Here is a 20,764-nt window from a genome sequence, read left to right on the forward strand (position 1 = left end):
CGGCGCCCAGGCCACTAGCGCGAATCCTGTCCCTGGCCTGCCGGTCGTTGCTTGATCAGGTGCGCGGCCATGCTGCGTAGTGGCGCCAGCTGCCGGCAGATCAGCCCGAGCTGGGTCTGCACCAGGCGATGGGCATCATCCATCTCGTCCGGGGTCTGCTCCAGCTGTTGCGCCAGCGTTTCTTCATCTTCGCTATAGATGGCGACGGGCTTGTTCTGCGCCAGCGCGCTGGCCAGGTCGTCGAGGCTGGTCGCCAGTTGCTGCGCGGCGCGCTCCAGCAGGGCATCGCTGGCGTCATCCGGCAGGCTCTCGCGATGGGCGCCAAGACCGGACAGGTAGTTGAGCAAGGTGTGCGAGAGGATCAGGAAGCGAAAGCCGGTTTCGGCATCCTTTCGGAAGTGTCCGGGTTCCAGCAGCATGTTCGACAGCGTGGTGGACAGCGCCGCATCGGCGTTGTGCGCGTTGCGTCGGGCCAGGCGATAGGCGAGGTCGTCGCGTTTGCCGCTGTCGTACTGACGCATGATCTGGCGCAAGTAGTCGCTGTTGCAGCTGAGGGTGTTGGCGACCACCTGATTGAGGCGCCGACCCTGCCAATCCGGCAGGATGAGGAACACCGCGGCGGCAGCGATCAGGCTGCCGAGCAGGGTATCGAACAGCCGCGGCCAGATCAGTCCGTAGCCATCGCCGACCTGGTTGAAGCAGAACAGCACCATCAGCGTGATCGCCGCCGTGGCCAGGGTGTAGCGCGTGCTGCGGGTGGCGAAGAACACCACGCCGGCGACGACTGCGAACAACGCCTGGATCGGCTGGCTGGGGAACAGATCGAACAGTGCCCAGCCGGCGACGAGGCCGAGCAAGGTGCCGCTGATGCGTTGCACCAGCTTGATCCGCGTGGCGCCGTAATTCGGCTGGCAGACGAAGACCGTGGTCAGCAGCACCCAGTAGCCCTGTTCGGGATGGATGGCATGCAGCACCGCGTAGCCGCAGACCAGGGCGATGGTCATGCGCAGGGCGTGGCGGAACAGCAGCGAAGTGGGCGTCAGCTGCAGGCGAATGCGATTGAATGCCTCGCGCAGGGACTGCGGTTGGCGATCCAGCAGGCTGCTGTCCTGTTCGCCTTCCAGGGTGCCGGGGTCGCTGGCGCTGGCGAGCTGGCGCTGTAGCGTGGAAAGGTTGCCTGACAGCGCGCGCAACGAGCGCAGCAGGCCGCGCCAGGCCGGATTGTTCTGCTCGCGCAGGTGCTCCAGCGAGGCCTGCAGGTCTTCCAGCGCCTGGCCGTTGGCTTCGCTGTAACGAAACACCTGGCGCATCTGGATGGCCTCGCCGAGTTCGGCGCAGGCACTGGCCTGCAGCCGCAGCAGGCGCTGGCAGCGAAACAGCACATCACTGTGGAAGAAGGCCTCGGCCAGCGCCTGGTAGGGATAATGCGACGAGCTGACCCGCTCGTGCAGATCCTGGGCGAGGAAATACAGCTTGAGGTAGTGGTTGATCTTGCCGCCGCCGCGGCCGTTGCCCAGGCGATTCAGCAGCGTTTCCTTGGCTGCGTTGAGCGCGCTGACGACTCGGCCGTTCTGCTGCGCCAGCTCCAGGCGACGCTGTTCCACGTCCAGCTGACGCACCGGCTCGAACAGTGCCGCCTTGTAGCGAAAATACAGGCCCAGCTCGCGATACAGCCGCGCCAGACTCTGCTGTACCGGCTGATGGGCGAACAACGCGTTCCAGCACACCGACAGCAGGCCATACCAGGCCGCACCCGCCACCAGCAGCATGGGGTCGCGCCACAGATGCTGCAGTGCACCGTCACGCTGGTCGGCCGCGATCATGCTGTAGATCGCGAGTATCAGGGTGGCCTGGGCAATGGCCCCGTAGCGCTCACCGAGCGCACCGAGCATGACCAGCGCGAAGGTGGAAAGCGCCAGGCCGGCAACGAACAGCCAGGGGTAGGGGAACAGCAGTTCGACGGCGACGGCGGCGATGCTGAAGCACAGCAGCGTCACCAGCAGCGCATTGAGACGGCCCAGCCAGCTGTCGTCGGTTTCCGCCAGGGCGCTGGCGATGATGCCGAGGAACAGCGGAATGATCAGCGTCGGCTGCCCGAGGTACCAGCTCAGGCCCATGCTGCCGGCCATGGCGATCAGTACGCGCAGGCTGTAGCCGAACTTCTCCAGCGCCCACAGGCGGCGTAAGAACTGGCTGAGCGAGGGTTGCGGCATGGAGCATTCCGTTGGGGGAGGCCAGATTGGACGAAGCTGCCGCGAACACTGTCACGGGCGGCTCGTGCGTTCAATCATCCGGGCCGCAGAAGACCGGCCCGGATACGCGCGTTCAGCAGCAGGCTGGCGTTCTCAGAGGACGCGGACCTTCAGCGAGCGGCCCTTGATCTTACCTTCGTTCAGACGTTTGAGCGCCTGCTTGGCAACGCCGCGCTCGACGGCGACGAACGCCTGGAAATCGAAGATGGCGATCTTGCCGACCTGGGTCCCGGGGATGCCGGCATCGCCGGTCAGCGCGCCGAGGATATCGCCCGGACGCAGCTTGTCCTTGCGCCCGGCGGCGATGCACAGGGTAGCCATCGGTGGTTGCAGCGGCGCGCCGGTCTTGGCCTTCAGGCTGTCTAGTTGCTGCCAGTTGAGCGGTGCCTGCTGCAGCTTTTCGATGGCCTGCGCGCGATGGGCCTCCGCCGGGGCGACCAGGCTCATGGCCAGGCCCTGGTTGCCGGCGCGGCCGGTCCGGCCCACCCGGTGCACGTGTATCTCCGGGTCGCGGGCTAGCTCGACATTGATCACCATGTCCAGCGCATCGATATCCAGCCCGCGCGCGGCGACATCGGTGGCCACCAGCACCGAAAGGCTGCGGTTGGCGAACATCGCCAGCACCTGGTCGCGATCACGCTGCTCCAGATCGCCATTGAGCGCCATGGCCGAGATGCCGGCAGCGTTCAGGCGATCGACCAGCTCCTGGCACTGCTGCTTGGTAAAGCAGAAGGCCACGCAGCTTTCCGGCCGGAAGCTGGCGAGCAGACGCACGACCGCGTCCATGCGCTGCTCGGAGGCGATTTCGTAGAAGCGCTGTTCGATCTGCGCATCGTCATGCAGGGCCTCGGCACGTACCTGCTGCGGGTCGCGCATGAAACTTGCGGACAGCTGCTTGATGCTGGCGGGGTAGGTGGCCGAGAACAGCAGGGTCTGCCGCTTGGCCGGTGTCTGGTCGATGATGTCGGCGATGGCGTCGTAGAAGCCCATGTCCAGCATGCGATCGGCTTCATCGAGCACCAGGGTGTTCAGTCCGTCGAGTTTCAGCGTGCCTTTTCTCAGGTGTTCCTGCACCCGGCCCGGCGTGCCGACGATGACGTGCGCGCCATGCTCCAGCGAAGCGATCTGCGGACCGATGGATACGCCGCCGCACAGCGTGAGGATCTTGATGTTGTCCGCCGCGCGCGCTAGCCGCCGCAGCTCCTTGGCGACCTGGTCGGCCAGCTCGCGCGTCGGGCACAGGACCAGTGCCTGGCAGCCGAAATAACGCGGATTGAGCGGGTCGAGCAGGGCGATGCCGAATGCGGCGGTCTTCCCGCTGCCGGTCTTGGCCTGAGCGATCAGGTCGTGGCCCTTGAGCATGACCGGCAGGCTCTGCGCCTGGATCGGCGTCATCGCTGTGTAGCCGAGGGCGTCGAGGTTGGCCAGCATGGCGGCGGAAAGGGGCAGGGAAGAGAAGGTACTGGACACGGGCAGGGTCTTCGGACGGGGAACGGCCTGCAGTCTATCAGGCTGACGCTGCACGCGCCGGTTGGTGGGCGCTGTGGTGGCTGTACGCCTGCACGGTGAAACGTTTTGCAAGACCGGCAGGCGGAACCCCACATCGTCCTTCTGATCGAAAATTGTCCATTACCCACTCCCAGGAGGTTGTTTTGTCTCGCGTTCTTTTCCTTGCCGGGCTGTTGGCGCTACCCGCTGTCGCTGCCGAGCCCACCCTCTATGGACGTTACGAACACATCAAGGTCGCGGAAATCGGCAAGACTTTGCCCGCCAAGATGGATACCGGTGCCATGACCGCATCCTTGTCAGCGCGTGATATCGAGCAGTTCAAGCGAGACGGCGAGGACTGGGTGCGTTTCCGCCTGGCCGTCGATGGTGCGGATGACACCCTCTATGAGCAGCGCCTGCTCGGCATCAGTCGAATCAAGACGCGTGCCGAAGAGGCCGGCAATGTCGATCCCGACAGTGAGCCGCCGCGGGCTGAGCGGCCGGTGATCGGCATGCAGCTGTGCATTGGCGATCGCCAGCGTGACGTCGAGGTCAACCTCACTGACCGCAGGCACTTCAGTTACCCGTTGTTGATCGGCGCCGAGACGATTCGTGATCTCAACGCGGCGATCTATCCAACCGAGAAGTACACGGCGGGTCGCCCGACCTGCTAGCACGGTATCGCTATCCAGCGCTCATCAGGGCCGGACGGCATTGCGTCTGGCCTGATCCTGGAGCTCCTGCGACGCACCTCATCGCATTGCTGCATGAGCTACCGTGTGGGCGTCTCATGGCCCGCTCTGGGACTGTTGGGTCGTTGCTGGGCTGGCAGTGCCCCCAAGAGGTATGACCGCCTTCACCCTTTGAATTGAACGATGACGGCCGGAAGGTGCGCCCGCCTATTCCGAGCCCTGCCAGACAGACTGAGTTTGCAGAAGAAGCTTTGCAACCTGAAGGCAATATATAAGCGGTAGTCTAATTATCGCCATTGCTGGTTTATAAATTAAGCATAAATTAACGGGTTATATTGCTTATATAGGTCTGCGCCTGTATTTTTTTGAATTCGTACTTTTTGATTGTTCGTTATTTATTCATCTGATCCATATGAGCCACGTGACCGGTCGGTCTCGCGAGTGCGCCAGCGAGATGCTCGTACCCGCTTCGAGTCTCCGTGTCAGCTCGCCGCACCGGTCGGTGTCCAAACCGTCTGCCGCGAAGGTTACGGCGAGCGGCTTGCACAATGGCTCTTGGCCACCCGAGACCCTCTTTCCAGGCGGCTTCCAGCGCGTGAACTGGTCTTCTCTTGGTTGTTTGTCAGACTAAAGTCGGGGCTTTCATTCATTAACCCACCCCTGTTAAATTCAGGATGTGGGTTCCCTTTACACGCAATAAAAATAAGGCGGAGAACGTCAATGGCCGACAACGATAAAGAAAATGCTGCTGCGTACTGGAAGGCGAATGTTCGCCTCATTACATGGAGCTTGGTGGTTTGGGCTCTGGTCTCTTATGGTTTTGCAATCCTCTTGCGTCCTCTGCTCTCCGGAATCCCAGTCGGGGGTACGGATCTAGGCTTCTGGTTCGCTCAACAGGGTTCCATCATCACGTTCATTTTGATCATCTTCCACTACGCGTGGCGGCTGAACAAACTGGACAAGGAATTCGGGGTTGAGGAGTAACCACAATGAGCCAATATTGGATCAACATGATGTTCGTGGGCGCCTCGTTCCTGCTTTATATCGGGATCGCGGTCTGGGCTCGCGCCGGGTCAACTAAAGAGTTCTATGTCGCTGGTGGGGGTGTTCACCCGGTAACCAACGGCATGGCAACGGCGGCAGACTGGATGTCTGCAGCTTCCTTCATTTCCATGGCCGGTCTGATCGCCTCTGGCGGTTACGCCACTTCGGTCTACCTGATGGGCTGGACCGGTGGCTACGTGCTGCTGGCAATGCTGCTGGCGCCCTACCTGCGCAAGTTCGGCAAGTTCACCGTGCCGGACTTCATCGGTGACCGTTTCTACAGCCGTGGCGCTCGCCTGGTAGCTGTCGTCTGCCTCATTCTCATCTCCGTCACCTACGTAATCGGTCAGATGGCCGGTGCTGGCGTGGCATTCTCCCGCTTCCTGGAAGTGAGCAACTCCGCTGGTATCTGGATCGCTGCGGCCATCGTGTTCGCCTACGCGGTATTCGGCGGCATGAAGGGCATCACCTACACCCAGGTGGCGCAGTACGTGGTTCTGATCATTGCCTACACCATTCCGGCCGTGTTCATCGCCATGCAGCTGACTGGCAACCCGATCCCGATGCTCGGCATGTTCGGCACCCACGTCGAGTCCGGTGTGCCGCTGCTGGACAAACTGGATCAGGTCGTTACTGACCTTGGCTTCGCTGCCTACACTGCTGACGTCGACAACAAGCTGAACATGTTCCTGTTCACCCTGTCGCTGATGATCGGTACCGCTGGTCTGCCGCACGTAATCATTCGCTTCTTCACCGTACCGAAGGTCGCTGATGCCCGCTGGTCCGCTGGCTGGACCCTGGTCTTCATCGCCCTGCTGTACCTCACCGCTCCGGCCGTTGCCTCCATGGCACGTCTGAACCTGGTTAACACCATCTATCCGGAAGGCCCGCAGGCTGAAGCGATCCGCTATGAAGATCGTCCGGAATGGGTGCAGACCTGGGAACAGACCGGTCTGATCAAGTGGGAAGACAAGAACGCCGACGGCCGTGTACAGATGTACAACGACGCCAACGCCGCCTTCACTCCGACCGCTACTGAGCGTGGCTGGAATGGCAACGAGCTGACCGTGAACAATGACATCATCGTTCTGGCCAATCCGGAAATCGCCAATCTGCCGAGCTGGGTCATCGGTCTGATCGCTGCGGGTGCTATTGCTGCTGCGCTCTCGACTGCTGCGGGTCTGTTGCTGGCGATCTCGTCTGCCATCAGTCATGACCTGATCAAGACTCTCATCAATCCGAAGATCAGCGAGAAGAACGAAATGCTGGCCGCCCGTCTGTCCATGACGGCAGCGATTCTGCTGGCAACGTGGCTGGGTCTGAATCCACCGGGCTTCGCTGCTCAGGTGGTGGCCCTGGCGTTCGGTCTTGCGGCAGCGAGCCTGTTCCCGGCGCTGATGATGGGTATCTTCTCCAAGCGTGTGAACAGCAAGGGTGCTGTCGCCGGTATGCTGGTCGGCGTGGTGAGTACTGCCGTGTACATCTTCCTGTACCTGGGCTGGTTCTTCATCCCTGGCACCGCAAGCATCCCGAACACGCCTGATCAGTGGTGGATGGGCATCTCCCCGCAGGCCTTCGGTGCCGTGGGTGCGATTCTGAACTTCGCTGTTGCCTACGTCGTTTCGATGGCTACCGAGGCTCCGCCGCAGGAGATTCAGGATCTGGTCGAGAGCGTTCGTACCCCGAAAGGTGCTGGCGTTGCACTTGATCACTAACTGATAATGCAGCCGGACGTCAGACCTGCTCTGACACGAGGTTGAGGTAGAAGTCGGGCTTCCATATGGAAGCCCGATTTTTTTAGGGGGAGTTGTATATGTTCTGGCATCTAATCGCGGCAATCGTCGCTGGTGTGGCAGGAGCCGGTATCGGCCTGTTGCTGCGCTCACTGACGCGTAAGCGACTGCCGAAATGGATCATTCCCGTCTGCGCCGGTCTGGGAATGCTGAGTTACACCATCCATTACGAGTACACCTGGTTCGAAACCAAGCAAGCGCGTCTGCCGGAAGGATCGCTGGTGGTCATGAGCGAAGAGGGCGAAATGCTCTGGCGCCCCTGGACGATGATCTATCCGATGCCGCTGGCCTATACGGTACTGGACGGCGCCAACGCTCAGGTGCAGGACACCGAACAGGGCCGTCTCGGCCGCTTCGTGCTGTACCGTTTCGAGAAGCAACACCTGACGTCGACCGTGAAGAGCGCCAGCTATCAGTTGATCTGCACCGAAAGGGCGATGTTCAGACTGAATGAAGCCGGCCAGGCGAAGATCGAAACGCTGACCGAGCTGGAAGCCGATTCACCGCTCTATCAGGCCATTTGCGAGGGCGGGCGTTAACGATACCGCCCACCATCTGCGGGTACCGCGCATCAGCAGCATCTGATGCGCGCCGCGAAGAGAGGATTGATCGGTTCCGCAATGGGGCCGAGTTGCCGGCAACAGGCGTCTGACAACCAATCCGGTAAGACAATGCTCCGTTCTGTCGGCCGGCAGTCTTCGGCGTTCAACAATGCAGTGAATCTGCATTCAGCCCGTTCAGATCGAGTTGAAGGCCGCCTTGCGCGCGCGTTGCCAGCAGCGCAGTCGCTGAGCCAGCTCGTCGAAGCTGGTCAGACCTGCACGCTGTGCGCGATTCATCAGGATCAGGGCGATTTCTGCGGTGGCCATGGCATCGGCGGAGGCATTGTGGCGCTGCGGGATATGGATGTTGAAGTAGTCGAGCCAGTGATCCAGGCCGCCTCGGTGGATCATCGCTTCGGGGAACAGCATGGGCGCCAGGTCAGCCACATCGAGGAAGGTGTGCTCCAGCGAGTAACCCAGTTCGTTCTTCAGCGCGCGACCGAGCATGCGCTGATCGAAGGGCGCGTGAAAGGCGAGGATGACGCTGTTCGCAGCGAACTCCATGAAGCTGAGCAGCGCTTCGGCCGGTGGCAAGCCGTTGGCCAGTTCGCTCGGGGCGATCCCGTGGATCAGTACGCTTTCGGTGACCTTGACCTGTCGGCAGAGGGTGCATTCGAACTGCTGGGAGTAGTCGATGGCGCCATCTTCGATGACCACCGCGCCGATGGCGATGACCAGATCGCGTTTGAGGTGCAGCCCGGTGGTTTCCAGGTCCAGCACCACCAGACGTTGCTGGCGCAGCGGAACCGCCTGTGGCGGCAGCGGGCGCGCCAGCTCGGCAACACGTTGCTGCTGCTCGGGCGGCAGTTTCGGACCGCGGGGGTTGAACCAGAACATGCTCATAGTTGATAGCGCACCGCGAGACTGGCCTGTAACCGCTGGGCCTGGCGGAAGGACTCGCGCAGGATTCGGCGGTCCAGTACGTTGAGAGTATCCGGATCCAGGCGGTTGGAATAGGGCAGCCCATCGCGTGCCTGCTGTTGGTGGTGCTGCATGCGTGTCTGCTGGATGAAGTGGTAGGCCTCTTCATAGGCCGCGCCATCCTTCTCTTCGATGATGCCTTTCTCCACCAGCTTGCGTAGTCGCTCAAGGGTGTTGCAGGTGCCGATGTCGTTGCTCAGCGCCAGCAGGCGGGCGCCGTCTACGAAGGGCGTCAGGCCCTGCACCTTGAGGTCCAGCGTGTCCTTGCCTTCGCCCTTGCGCGCCACCACGAAATCACGGAAGCGGCCCACCGGCGGCCGATGACGCAAGGCGTTCTCGGCCATCATGCGCTGGAACAGGCGGTTGTCGTTGATCTCCTCGAGCAGGTCCCGGCGCAGCTGCTCGCAGCCTTCCGAAGGGCCCCAGATGCTGCGCAGATCGAAATAGATGGTGCTGCCGAGCAGGTTTTCCGGGGTTGCCTCACGCACGAACGAGCTGAAGCGGCGGCTCCATTCCTGGCGCGACAGGCATAACTGCGGGTTGCTGGCCATGATGTTGCCTTTGCACAGCGTGAAGCCGCAGGTGTCGAGGTCACGGTTGATGCGCTCGGCCAGTGGCAGCAGACGTCCACGGATGTGCGCGGCCTCTGCAGCATCGACGGCTTCGAAGAGGATGCCGTTGTCCTGGTCGGTATGCAGGGTCTGTTCCTGGCGGCCCTCGCTGCCGAAACACAGCCAGGTGAAGGGCACGCCCGGGTCGCCGATGTGCTGGATGGCCAGCTCGATCACCCGGCACACGGTGTGATCGTTGAGCAGCGTGACGATGTGGGTGATCTGGGTCGACGAGGCGCCATGGGCCAGCATGTTGTCGACCAGCTGCTTGATGCGATCACGGATGACCACCAGCGCATCGATGCGATCGGCGTGCCGTATGGTCTGCGCCAGGTGCACCAGATCCACACGCTGCAGGGAAAACAGGTCGCGCTCGGAAATCACCCCACGCAGCAGGCCGTTCTCCACCACGCAGACGTGGGCGATGTGCCGCTCGGTCATGGCGATCGCTGCATCGAAGGCGGTGGCGTCCGGTGGCAGGTAGAACGGATCGTGCGTCATGAACTGCGAGATCGGCTGACTCAGGTCGGTGGTACCGGTACCGATCACCCGGCGCAGATCGCGCAGGGTGAAGATGCCCTGCGGGTGCAGCGCTTCATCGACGATGACGATGCTGCCGACATTGTTCTCCTGCATCATCGCCACCGCCTCGTTGATCGGCTTGGACGGCAGGCAGGACACCGGATGGTGAAGCGCCAGCTCGCCGATGCTGGTCTCGAGCGAATACTGCTCGCCGAGGTTTTCTACTGCGCGCATTTGCGCCTGCTGGTTGACCAGGTCGAGCAGGCTGCTGACGCCACGCATGGCGAAATCGCGGAATACCGGAGACTTGGAAACCAGCTGGACGAAGGCGGGCTTGCCGAGCAGGAAGCAGAAGGTGTCTTCGGCGGCCAGATGTGCGGTGCGGGTCGCCCGTTCACCCATGAGCGCGGCCATCGGGAAGCATTCGCCGACGATGACTTCGAAGGTGGTGTCGGTGCCGCGCTTGGCAGTATGCGGGCGCTGACCATGCACGCGGCCCTGCTTGACGATATAGAAGTGCTGCACCACCCCGTCCTCGGGGGAAATGATGCAATCGCCTTCGGCATAGAAGCGCAGCGCACAATTCTCCACCAGGTAGGCCAGGTGGGCCGGCTCCATCTGGTTGAACGGGGCGTACTTGCGCAGAAACTCCATGGTGCCGTGAATGTTCTGCAGTACAGCCGTCTTCCCTGCCTGGGAGAAGGCGTCGGGTGTGCTCATGGTTGGCTTCCATTTTTTGGTAATGGTGGGCTGCAGGTCGGTCGGACCCAATTGGACGTAAGTCTAGTCAGCTCAAGGGGCAGGGAAGCTGACCAGGGTCAGCCTCATGTTTCGTGCTGTTGCGGTGAATTTACGGCATGAAAAAGCCGGCCACTTGGGGCCGGCTCCTTTGCTTCGTCATTTCGCTCAGGGCAGGGTGAACAGCACCTTGACCGAGCCATTGACGGCCGCGCTGTCGACATAGCCGATGGCATCGGCTTCGGCGGCGACCTTGGCCACTACCGCGGCATCGTCAGCGACGCTGGGCAGCGGTTGGCCTTTGCCGGTGAAGATCAGCCCCGACCAGTAGGACTTGAGCTGCGACTCGTTCTTGCTGGTCACGCCGGCGTAGAAGGCTTCCTTGGCCGGGTTCCAGCCTGCCTGATCGACGCCCTTCATGGACTTGTCCTTGCCCAGGAAGATGTTGGCGACGTCGGACTGCGACGGTGCCTTGGCTGCGCCGGGATTGACGATCACGGCGACCTCGGCCTGAGCCAGGGAAGCCAGGCCGAACAGCGCGGCAGCGCCGAGGATGCGAATGGATGCTTTCATCGGGACGCTCCTCAGAATACGAAATCGACGCCGACGGAGATGATATCGCCGTCGTAGTTGCGGGCCGGGGCGATGCCAACAGCGTTATCGAACACCTCTTGTGCGCCACGGGTGAATACGCCGTCGTAGCCATTCTTGGTGTCGACGCGCTTGTATTCTCCCTTGATCACTACGGTCGGCGCGGCCTGGTAGTTGAGACCCAGGGTCCAGGAGCTCTGGCGACCGCCGTTGTCATCCAGCTGTGCGTAGGTGACGTGGGGCAGGAAGTCACCGAAACGACGGCCGCCCATCAGGTAGAACGAGTCGACGGACTCCATGTCATCGTTCTCGATCATGCGCGAGGTCCACTCGTTGCTGCTGATCCAGGTGCCGTTGTCGTACTGGTAGCCGATCGAGGTGAACTTGCCTTTCTCTTTGTCCAGATTCAGCAGCGACAGCGGTTCGCTGGCGCCAAAGCCAAGGGCGGTCGCGTCAACGGTTCCGGTGATGTCGGTCTTGATATCCGCCTCGACATAGCCGATGCGCAGCGTGCCGAAGTCGTTGCTGGCCAGGCTGACGCTGGCGCCGAACAGCTTGCCGTAGTCGATATCGAACTGCTCGTCGTAGGCGTAGTAGTCACGGTTTTTCGCCTGGCCGCCGGCGAGCTGGAAGGTGACCGAACCGTACGACAGCGGCACGGTGTAGACCGCATCGACGCCTTCATAGTTGGTCACCTGAACCTGGCTGTAGACCTCGTCGGGCAGGCGCAGCCAGGGGTAGCTGTAGCCGACGTCGAGGCTTTCGGAATACATGTAGACCGGGCTGCGCAGACGGCCGGCGCGGAGCATCAGGCGGTCGTTGGCCTGCAGCGACAGGTAGGCCCATTCCAGGTTGGCTTTCCACTCATCCTGCTGCGCCTTGGCCGTGGCCTGCACGGTCACGCCCAGGGTATCGGTGATGCCGTAGCTCAGCTGAGCACCGAACTTGGACAGCTGATCGCCGCGCCAGGAATCGTTGGTCTGACCCTGGACGCCATAGCTGCGACCGTCATCTTCGCCGCCGAGATGGGTGAAACCGACGGTACCGAAACCGTTGAAGCGATGTTCACCCTGTTCCAGGGCAAAGGCAGGGATGGCGGCCAGGCAGACAGCTGCCAGACCGGCGACACGAAGTGCAGTCATTGGATGCTCCAAAAAATCGTTAAACACGGAATTGGCTCGTAGCCGCGCGCAGGTGGTCTCCGGTACTCACCAGTTGTTCGCCAAGGCGGGCGGTGGCTTCGGCGCCGTTTGCGGTTGCTTGTGCGTCCTGCTGCAACACTTGGGTTTCTTGTCTGATGGAACTCGACAGGCCGATCTGTTCCTGTGTGAACTGGGCGATGCCGGCGTTGAGTTCGTCGATCTGGTTGACCGTGCCGGCGATGGCTTCCAGCAGCTGCGTGGCTTCGATGGAACGCTCGATGCTGGCGCGGGATTTCTCGCCGTTGCTGGTCATCACGTTGAGCACGGTGTTGGCGCTGTTCTGCAGGCGCTGGATGATCTGTTGGATCTCCGCGGTGGAGGCGGCGGTCTTCTGCGCCAGATTGCGCACTTCGTCGGCGACCACGGCGAAGCCGCGGCCCTGCTCGCCGGCGCGGGCGGCCTCGATGGCGGCGTTCAAGGCCAACAGGTTGGTCTGTTCGGCGATGCTGCGGATGACGGTCAGCACCGAGCCGACTTCCTGGGTCTCTTCCTCCAGCTGTTCCATGGCCTTGACCGCGCCCATCACGCTGTCGCCCAGGTCGCTGATGCCGGTCGACAGGCTGCCGACGTGCTCGCGGGCCGTGGCCGCCTGCAACGCCGCGGAATTGGCCTCGTCGGATGCCTGCTGCGAGCGCTGCGCGACTTCCTGAATGCTGCCGGTCATGGTGAGGATGTCGCGGGTGATCGAATCGGTGTGGTGCTGCTGCGACTTGGCGTTTTCTTCCGAGCCCTGGGTGAGCTTGTACAGCTCCTTGGAGACCTGACCCAGTGGGTTGGCGGCCTCGATGATCTGGCGGATGGTGCGCTGCAGCTTGTCGAGGAAGCTGTTGAACAGCTCGATCATCGCGCCGATCTCGTCGTTGGACTCGACATTGACGCGCTGGGTCAGATCGCCGTCGCCGCGGGCGATCGACTGCAGCGAGGTGATCACGCCGCGAATGTTGACCATTACGCTGCGAATCACCAGCCAGGCGCCGAGGCCGACCAGCACCACCAGAACCAGACTGAGAATGATGCCCAGACGGGTGGTCGCCGCATTGGCTTCGCGGGTCTGCACCAGGGTCTGCTGGAAATCGGCATAAGCCTGCGCACGGAAATCGCTGCCGAGTTTCTGCGCCTGCGCCAGATCGCTGGCCATGCGATCCAGGCTGGGGCGCAGGTCGTCGAACGAGGCGCTGCCGTCGATCAGCTTGGTCGAGGCAGCGAGCGCATTGTCGGCGTAGTCGCGCACCGCCTTGCGCCAGTCGCTCAGGGCCTGATGCTGCTGGCCTTGCTCGCTCAGCAGGCTGGCCAGGGCCTGCTGCTGGGTGTCGATCTGTTGCAGCACGTCGCGCGCTTCGTCGAGGATGCCTGGCTCGCCCGCCGCCACGGCGTTGTTCAGCAACGCCGGCACGCGGGAGAACTGGAAGATCACCGCGTCGGCCTTTTCCAGAGTCGGATAGCTGCGGGTCTCCAGCAGGACCAGCCGCGAGTCGGTCGTCGACAGCTGCAGCGATGTATAGACCACGTACAGCACGAGTCCGACCAGGGCGACGGCGGGTACCAGAGACAGCTTGGCGGTCAGCGAGAGGTTCTTCAGCATGCATCGAACTCCAGTGCAGGGCTACGGGTACTACGGCGAGCACGTTGATGGCCAAATGCCAGTTTCTTGAGCAATTGTGACCGAAAACCGTATTCGGGTCACGTTATCGGTTGTAACAGGGTGAACTTGAGGACCGCTGGGCGGATTCCGGGCATAAAAAAACCGCCCCGTAGGGCGGTTCCTGTGCAGCTTGGACGCCAGTTACAGGCCGTTCTTGGCCTTGAACTCGCGACGGCGGCGATGCAGTACTGGCTCGGTGTAGCCGTTGGGCTGCTTGGTGCCTTCGAGGACCAGCTCCAGGGCAGCCTGGAAGGCCACGCTGTTGTCGAAGTCCGGCGCCATCGGGCGGTACAGCGGGTCACCCTGGTTCTGACGGTCGACCACCGGGGCCATGCGCTTGAGGCTCTCGACCACCTGATCCTTGGTCACCACGCCGTGGCGCATCCAGTTGGCCACGTGCTGGCTGGAGATGCGCAGAGTGGCGCGGTCTTCCATCAGCGCGATGTCGTTGATGTCCGGGACCTTGGAGCAGCCGACGCCCTGCTCGACCCAGCGAACCATGTAGCCGAGGATGCCCTGCGAGTTGTTGTCCAGCTCGTTGCGCTTCTCTTCCTCGCTCCAGTCGGTGTTCGGTGCCAGCGGGATGGTGAGGATGTCGTCGATGGACGCCTTCTCGCGCTTGGCCAGTTCGACCTGACGCGCCTGCACGTCGATCTTGTGGTAGTGCATGGCGTGCAGGGTGGCAGCGGTCGGCGACGGTACCCAAGCGGTATTGGCACCGGCCATGGGGTGGCCGACCTTCTGCTCGAGCATCGCGGCCATCAGGTCAGGCATGGCCCACATGCCCTTGCCGATCTGCGCCTTGCCCTGCAGGCCGCAGGCCAGACCGACGTCGACGTTGTTGTTCTCGTAGGCGCTGATCCACTTCTCGGCTTTCATGGCCGCCTTGCGCACCATCGGGCCGGCTTCTATGGAGGTGTGGATTTCGTCGCCGGTGCGGTCGAGGAAGCCGGTGTTGATGAACACCACGCGCTCGCGCGCTTCCTTGATGCAGGCCTTGAGGTTGATCGTGGTACGACGCTCCTCGTCCATGATGCCGACCTTGAGGGTGTTGCGCGGCAGGCCGAGGACGTCCTCGACGCGGCCGAACAGTTCGGTGGCGAAGGCCACTTCTTCCGGGCCGTGCATCTTCGGCTTGACGATGTACATCGAGCCGGTGCGGGTGTTCTTGCGGCTGGTGTTGCCTTTGAGGTTGTGCACCGCGATCAGGCTGGTGAACAGGCCGTCCATGATGCCTTCTGGCACTTCGTTGCCTTCCTTGTCGAGGATGGCGTCGTTGGTCATCAGGTGACCGACGTTACGGATGAACAGCAGGGAGCGGCCATGCAGGGTCAGCTCGCCGTTGCCGTCGGCCTTGGTGTAGACGCGGTCCGGATTCATCGCGCGGGTGATGCGCTTGCCGCCCTTTTCCAGCTCCTCGACCAAGTCGCCCTTCATCAGGCCGAGCCAGTTGCGGTAGACGATGGTCTTGTCGTCGGCGTCGACGGCGGCGATGGAGTCTTCGCAGTCCATGATGGTGGTCAGCGCCGATTCCATCAGGATGTCTTTCACGCCGGCCGCGTCGGTCTGGCCGATCGGACTGGCCGGGTCGATCTGGATCTCGAAGTGAATGCCGTTGTTCTTCAGCAGTACGGCGATCGGTGCGCTGGCTTCGCCCTGGAAGCCTTGCAGCTGGGCCGGGTTCTTCAGGCTGGTGGTGCTGCCGTCCTTCAGCGAGACGACCAGCTTGCCGCCTTCGATTCGGTAGCCGGTGGAATCGACGTGGGAGCCGGTTTCCAGCGGTGCGGCTTCATCGAGGAAGTTGCGTGCGTAGGCGATGACCTTGTTGCCGCGGATCTCGTTGTAGCCCGGGCCCTTGCTGGCGCCGTCGTCTTCGGAGATCGCGTCGGTGCCGTACAGGGCGTCGTACAGCGAGCCCCAGCGGGCGTTGGCGGCGTTCAGGGCGAAGCGCGCGTTCATGATCGGCACCACCAGCTGCGGGCCGGCCATGCGGGCGATTTCTTCGTCGACGTTCTCGGTGGTGGCCTGGAAGTCTTCGGCTTCCGGCAGCAGGTAGCCGATTTCCTGGAGGAAGCTCTTGTACGCCACGGCGTCGTGGGCCTGACCGGCGCGGGCCTGGTGCCAGGCGTCGATCTGCGCCTGCAGCTCGTCACGCTTGGACAGCAGCGCGCGGTTCTTCGGCGCCAGGTCGTGGATGACGCTGTCGGCGCCGGCCCAGAAGGCGGCGGCATCGACGCCAGTACCGGGAATCGCTTCGTTGTTCACGAAGTCGTACAGGACTTTGGCGACCTGCAGGCCACCGACTTGAACGCGCTCAGTCATTACTCGCCTCACTTGGTTCTTCTAATTCGACGGACAGTTTCGTTTCTTGTAGTCCGAGTCGCCGGATACTACATGAAGCGCCGGGGAAAATCAGTCCGCCGAAAGCGCCGATGGTTTCGGCCTTGCGATGCCGGGCGAGGGCGCCGCAGACTGTCGTGGCGGCGGCTGCCTGCTATACCTAATGGGCCGTCGCCACCGCGTGAGCGCATTCCCAGCACAGGAGCCGTCCATGGATCACCTCGTTCTCACCGTCATTGCCGAAGATCAGCCCGGTCTGGTCGAACGACTGGCCAAGTGCATCGCCGATCATGGCGGCAACTGGCTGGAGAGCCGCATGTCGCGCATGGCCGGGCAGTTCGCCGGCATCCTGCGGGTGGCCGTGCCGCAGCAGGCGCATGCCGAGCTGACCGCCGCGTTGCAGGGGCTTGAGACGCAGGGCATTCGCGTCCTGCTGGCGCACAGCGGCACGGAGCCAGCGGCGAGCTGGCAGGAAATCCAGCTGGAGCTGGTCGGCAACGATCGCCCAGGCATCGTCCGCGACATCACCCGTCTGCTCGCCGAGCATGGGGTGAATCTGGAAAGCCTGGATACCGAAGTGCTGCCGGCACCAATGAGCAGCGAGCTGCTGTTCCGTGCCGAAGTGCGCCTGGCGGTGCCGAGCGAGCTGTCGCTGGAAATGCTGCAGCAGCGCCTGGAAACCCTGGCCGACGACCTGATGGTCGAACTCAAGCTGCAGCCGGCCGAAAAGCCCTAGACGGGCCGGCGTATTTCAGCCGGCGCTTTTGCGCATGATGCGCCAGGCGTCCAGGCTGTACACCGCAAGCCCGGCCCAGATGCAGAAGAAGGCCAATTGTCGGTCGACCGGGAACGGCTCGCCGAACAGCTGCACGGCGAGGATCAGCAGCAGCGTCGGCGTCAGATACTGCAAAAAGCCCAGGGTCGAATACGGCAAGTGGCGCGCGGCGGCGTTGAAGCCGAGCAGCGGGATCAGCGTCACCGGGCCTGCGGCCATCAGCCAGAGCGCGTCGGTGCTGGTCCAGAACGCAGGCTCCGTACTCGTGCCGCTGCTGAACCAGAACAGCCAGACCAGCGCTACCGGCAACAACATCCAGGTTTCCACCACCAGCCCGGGCAACGCGGCCACCGGTGCCAGCTTGCGTAGCAGGCCGTAGCTGCCGAAGCTCAGCGCCAGCACAAGGGAAATCCACGGAAATTCGCCGAGCATAAGCAACTGCAGGCTGACGCCGACGGTGGCCATGGCCACGGCCAGCCACTGCAGCGGGCGCAGCCGCTCGCGCAGCACGATCATGCCGAGCAGCACGTTGACCAGCGGGTTGATGTAGTAGCCCAGGCTGGCTTCGACCATCCGATCGTGGTTCACCGCCCAGACGTAGATCAGCCAGTTGGCGGCGATCAGCACGCTGGAGATGCCGAGCACGCCAAGCCGCCGCGGGTGCGCCAGCAGTTCGCGCCACCAGCCGGGGTGGCGCCAGACCAGCAGCACCAGCGAGCCGAACACCGCCGACCAGATCACCCGCTGGGTGACGATCTCCAGTGCACCGTATTGCTCGAGTGCCTTGAAGTAGAGCGGGAACATACCCCAGATGCTGAACGTGGCCAGCCCCAGCAGATAACCCTTGCGCAGATTGGCGGTAGCCATGACGTCCTTCGACGAGCAGCGGAGAGCCGGCCATTTTGCGCCTTTGTCCGGAGGAGAGAAAGATTAGGCGGCTAACGTAAAGCCACGACGCGACCAGCTGCGCCGATCTGGCGGATGAGGGAACGCGCGAAGGCTCGTTCCGTCTCATCTGCATCGCCAATCGAAACGGCGTCGCGTTCAGGCGACGTGCCTACGGAGGTCGCAATGCGCTTGCAGAATCAGGTGGCTCTGGTCACCGGCAGTACCCACGGCATCGGCCTCGGCATCGCCCTGCGCCTGGCCGAGGAGGGGGCTGACGTGGTCATCAACGGTCGCGAGGAAGATGACGAGGCCCGTGCGAGCCTGGAACAGGTACGCGCCGTCGGACGGCGGGTCTGCTTCATCGCCGCGGACGTCAGCCAGGTCGAACAGTGCCGCTGGCTGGTGCACGGGAGCGTCGAGCGCATGGGCCGCCTGGATATCCTGGTGAACAACGCCGGGGTGCAGACGCATGCTGCATTTCTCGACGCCGAGGAAGACGACTACGATCGGGTACTCGACGTCAACCTGCGCGGGCCGTTCTTCCTCGCCCAGGCCTTTGCCCGCTATCTGCGCGAGCAAGGCCGTGGCGGGCGCATCATCAACAACAGTTCGGTGCACGAGGAATTGCCGCACCCCAACTTCACCGCCTACTGTGCGAGCAAGGGCGGGCTGAAGATGCTCATGCGCAACATCGCCATCGAACTCGCGCCGCTGGGCATCACCGTGAACAACGTGGCACCCGGCGCCGTGGAAACGCCGATCAACCGCGAGCTGATGAACCAGCCGGAGAAACTCGCCAGCCTGCTACAGAACATCCCCGCCGGGCGCTTGGGCAGGCCGCACGACGTGGCCGGGGTCGTCGCCTTTCTGGCCTCGCCGGATGCCGAGTACATCACCGGGACTACCCTGGTGGTCGATGGCGGTCTGCTATGGAATTACAGCGAACAATGACCAGTAGCCAGTCATACCAGCCGTTCAGCCATGACGTCAGCACCATCTCGCTGGCCGATACCCTCAGCCCCGCCGATCGCTATCAGGAGCTGTTCGTCGCCGTGCAGATGCAGCGGGTGTTTGCCGACAGCAAGACCTTCGTCGACTGCGCGCCGCGACGCGATCCCGAAGCCATCCTCGAGGCCTACCGAGCCCGCTGCAACGAGCCGGGCTTCGATCTCGGCGCCTTCGTCCACGAGCACTTCAGCCTTTACGAGATGCCGGCCAGGGAGTTCGTCGCCAATCCCGACGACAGCCTGGCCGAACACATCGACCGGCTCTGGCCGGTGCTTACCCGGCAGCCGCAGGACCATCCCGAGCATTCCTCGCTGCTGCCGCTGCCGCACCCGTATGTGGTACCGGGTGGGCGCTTCACCGAGCTGTACTACTGGGATTCCTACTTCACCATGCTCGGCCTGGACGAGAGCGGGCACTGTGACCTGTTGCGCTCGATGGCGGACAACTTCGCCTACCTGATCGACACCTATGGCCACGTGCCCAACGGCAACCGCACCTATTATCTGGGCCGCTCGCAGCCGCCGGTGTTCGCCCTGATGACCGAGCTGTTCGAGGAAACCGGCGTGCACCGTGCCAGCGATTATCTGCCGCAGCTGCACAAGGAATATGCCTTCTGGATGGAGGGCGCCGATGCGCTGCGCCCCGGTGAGCGGCACCGGCGCTGCGTCTGCCTGGCCGACGGCGTGGTGCTCAACCGCTACTGGGACAAGCGCGATACACCGCGCGAGGAGTCCTATCGCGAAGACGTCGAGACCGCCCGCGCCAGCTGCCGACCGCGGCACGAGGTCTACCGCGATCTGCGCGCCGGTGCCGAGTCCGGCTGGGACTTCAGCTCGCGCTGGCTGGACGATGCCCATCGGCTGGCGACCATTCGCACCACCAGCATCCTGCCCATCGACCTCAACGCGCTGCTCTACAAGCTAGAGCGGCAGATCGCCGAGCTGTCGGCGGTGAAGGGCCAGCAGGCCTGTGCCGAGAATTTTGCCCGGCGCGCCGAAATTCGCCTGGCGGCGATCGACCACTACCTGTGGAATCCGCGCGCCGGCGCCTACTTCGACTATGACTGGCGGCGCGGCCGGCAGCGCGACAACCTCACCGCCGCGACCCTGGCGCCGCTGTTCGTGCATATGGCCAGTGCCGAGCAGGCGGCAGCGGTCGCGGATACCGTGCGTGCCCGCCTGCTGGCACCGGGAGGGCTGGCCACCACCGAGATCAGCGGCAGCGGCGAGCAATGGGATCGGCCCAACGGCTGGGCGCCGCTGCAGTGGATCGGCATTCGCGGCCTGCAGCACTACGGCCATGAGGCGCTGGCGCTGGATATCGAGGAGCGCTGGCTGACCATCGTCAGCCACCTGTTCGAGCGTGAGAACAAGCTGGTGGAGAAATACGTGCTGCGCCCCTGTACCGAGCACGCCGGTGGTGGCGAATATCCGCTGCAGGACGGCTTCGGCTGGACCAACGGCGTCACCCGCAAGCTCATGCAGGAAGACCCCAGTCACGAGGCCAACCGCTGTCGTGCCGGGCATTGCCGTAGCGCGCCGTTCTAGGGCATCCAGCATCGCGAGCGGGGCTTATTTCCACACGGATGCCATGGATCAATAGTTATCGTACAACTGCTGGGCTATGATGAACGTCGCTTCCGTTTTCAGAGATCG

The 20,764-nt window shown here is 63.0% G+C and carries 16 protein-coding genes; 7 read left to right on the top strand and 9 right to left on the bottom strand.

Annotated features, from left to right (window positions below):
• Positions 1-14: 14 nt before the first annotated feature.
• Together yccS and dbpA are read right to left on the bottom strand one after the other, a co-directional pair.
• On the bottom strand, positions 15-2,213 hold the full coding sequence (gene yccS / locus P5704_015575; GenBank protein ID WOF77472.1) for a YccS family putative transporter: 2,199 nt from the start codon (positions 2,211-2,213) through the stop codon (positions 15-17).
• A 132-nt stretch (positions 2,214-2,345) separates the two neighbouring features.
• Complete coding sequence (dbpA, locus tag P5704_015580) at positions 2,346-3,683, bottom strand: ATP-dependent RNA helicase DbpA (protein WOF81251.1); 1,338 nt, start codon at positions 3,681-3,683, stop codon at positions 2,346-2,348.
• 221 nt (positions 3,684-3,904) lie between these two features.
• Between dbpA and P5704_015585 the strand changes: the two genes are divergently transcribed.
• The 4 genes from P5704_015585 (at position 3,905) to P5704_015600 (ending at position 7,808) form a co-directional block, all read left to right on the top strand.
• Positions 3,905-4,414, top strand: a complete 510-nt coding sequence (locus tag P5704_015585; protein ID WOF77473.1) for an ATP-dependent zinc protease — start codon at positions 3,905-3,907, stop codon at positions 4,412-4,414.
• 738 nt (positions 4,415-5,152) lie between these two features.
• On the top strand, positions 5,153-5,416 hold the full coding sequence (locus tag P5704_015590) for a DUF4212 domain-containing protein (protein WOF77474.1): 264 nt from the start codon (positions 5,153-5,155) through the stop codon (positions 5,414-5,416).
• A 5-nt stretch (positions 5,417-5,421) separates the two neighbouring features.
• Positions 5,422-7,191 carry a sodium:solute symporter family protein gene (locus tag P5704_015595; protein WOF77475.1) on the top strand — a complete coding sequence of 590 codons (1,770 nt, stop codon included), beginning with the start codon at positions 5,422-5,424 and terminating at the stop codon, positions 7,189-7,191.
• A 98-nt stretch (positions 7,192-7,289) separates the two neighbouring features.
• Positions 7,290-7,808: a hypothetical protein gene (locus P5704_015600; protein ID WOF77476.1), complete on the top strand. Its 519-nt coding sequence runs from the start codon at positions 7,290-7,292 to the stop codon at positions 7,806-7,808.
• Between the two features lie 198 nt (positions 7,809-8,006).
• On the opposite strand, the gene P5704_015605 is transcribed toward P5704_015600, so the two are convergent.
• The 6 genes from P5704_015605 to P5704_015630 form a co-directional block, all read right to left on the bottom strand.
• Positions 8,007-8,714 carry a 3'-5' exonuclease gene (locus P5704_015605; GenBank protein WOF77477.1) on the bottom strand — a complete coding sequence of 236 codons (708 nt, stop codon included), beginning with the start codon at positions 8,712-8,714 and terminating at the stop codon, positions 8,007-8,009.
• Positions 8,711-10,645, bottom strand: a complete 1,935-nt coding sequence (locus tag P5704_015610) for a putative nucleotidyltransferase substrate binding domain-containing protein (GenBank protein WOF77478.1) — start codon at positions 10,643-10,645, stop codon at positions 8,711-8,713. The genes P5704_015605 and P5704_015610 overlap by 4 nt, the downstream gene beginning before the upstream one ends.
• Positions 10,646-10,831: 186 nt before the next feature.
• Positions 10,832-11,236 (bottom strand): phosphate ABC transporter substrate-binding protein, encoded by a 405-nt coding sequence (locus P5704_015615; GenBank protein WOF77479.1) that lies wholly within the window; start codon positions 11,234-11,236, stop codon positions 10,832-10,834.
• Between the two features lie 11 nt (positions 11,237-11,247).
• Positions 11,248-12,396 (bottom strand): hypothetical protein, encoded by a 1,149-nt coding sequence (locus P5704_015620; GenBank protein ID WOF77480.1) that lies wholly within the window; start codon positions 12,394-12,396, stop codon positions 11,248-11,250.
• Positions 12,397-12,415: 19 nt separating this feature from the next.
• Positions 12,416-14,038 carry a HAMP domain-containing methyl-accepting chemotaxis protein gene (locus P5704_015625; GenBank protein WOF77481.1) on the bottom strand — a complete coding sequence of 541 codons (1,623 nt, stop codon included), beginning with the start codon at positions 14,036-14,038 and terminating at the stop codon, positions 12,416-12,418.
• 201 nt (positions 14,039-14,239) lie between these two features.
• Positions 14,240-16,420, bottom strand: coding sequence for a malate synthase G (locus tag P5704_015630; GenBank protein ID WOF77482.1), 2,181 nt, complete (start codon positions 16,418-16,420; stop codon positions 14,240-14,242).
• 229 nt (positions 16,421-16,649) lie between these two features.
• Here P5704_015630 and P5704_015635 point away from each other — a divergent pair, with 229 nt between their 5' ends.
• The gene (locus tag P5704_015635; protein WOF77483.1) at positions 16,650-17,174 is read left to right on the top strand and encodes an ACT domain-containing protein; all 525 of its coding nucleotides are present in this window, start codon (positions 16,650-16,652) and stop codon (positions 17,172-17,174) included.
• A 15-nt stretch (positions 17,175-17,189) separates the two neighbouring features.
• Here P5704_015635 and rarD read toward each other — a convergent pair whose 3' ends face one another.
• Complete coding sequence (gene rarD, locus P5704_015640) at positions 17,190-18,080, bottom strand: EamA family transporter RarD (protein WOF77484.1); 891 nt, start codon at positions 18,078-18,080, stop codon at positions 17,190-17,192.
• A gap of 204 nt (positions 18,081-18,284) precedes the next feature.
• Here rarD and P5704_015645 point away from each other — a divergent pair, with 204 nt between their 5' ends.
• Together P5704_015645 and treF are read left to right on the top strand one after the other, a co-directional pair.
• The gene (locus P5704_015645; protein WOF77485.1) at positions 18,285-19,052 is read left to right on the top strand and encodes a glucose 1-dehydrogenase; all 768 of its coding nucleotides are present in this window, start codon (positions 18,285-18,287) and stop codon (positions 19,050-19,052) included.
• Positions 19,049-20,656, top strand: coding sequence for an alpha,alpha-trehalase TreF (treF, locus tag P5704_015650; protein ID WOF77486.1), 1,608 nt, complete (start codon positions 19,049-19,051; stop codon positions 20,654-20,656). Before P5704_015645 ends, treF begins: the two co-directional genes overlap by 4 nt.
• The last annotated feature ends 108 nt before the right edge of the window (positions 20,657-20,764 follow it).

This window comes from Pseudomonas sp. FeN3W (assembly GCA_030263805.2).
GTDB classification, from domain to species: domain Bacteria; phylum Pseudomonadota; class Gammaproteobacteria; order Pseudomonadales; family Pseudomonadaceae; genus Stutzerimonas; species Stutzerimonas stutzeri_G.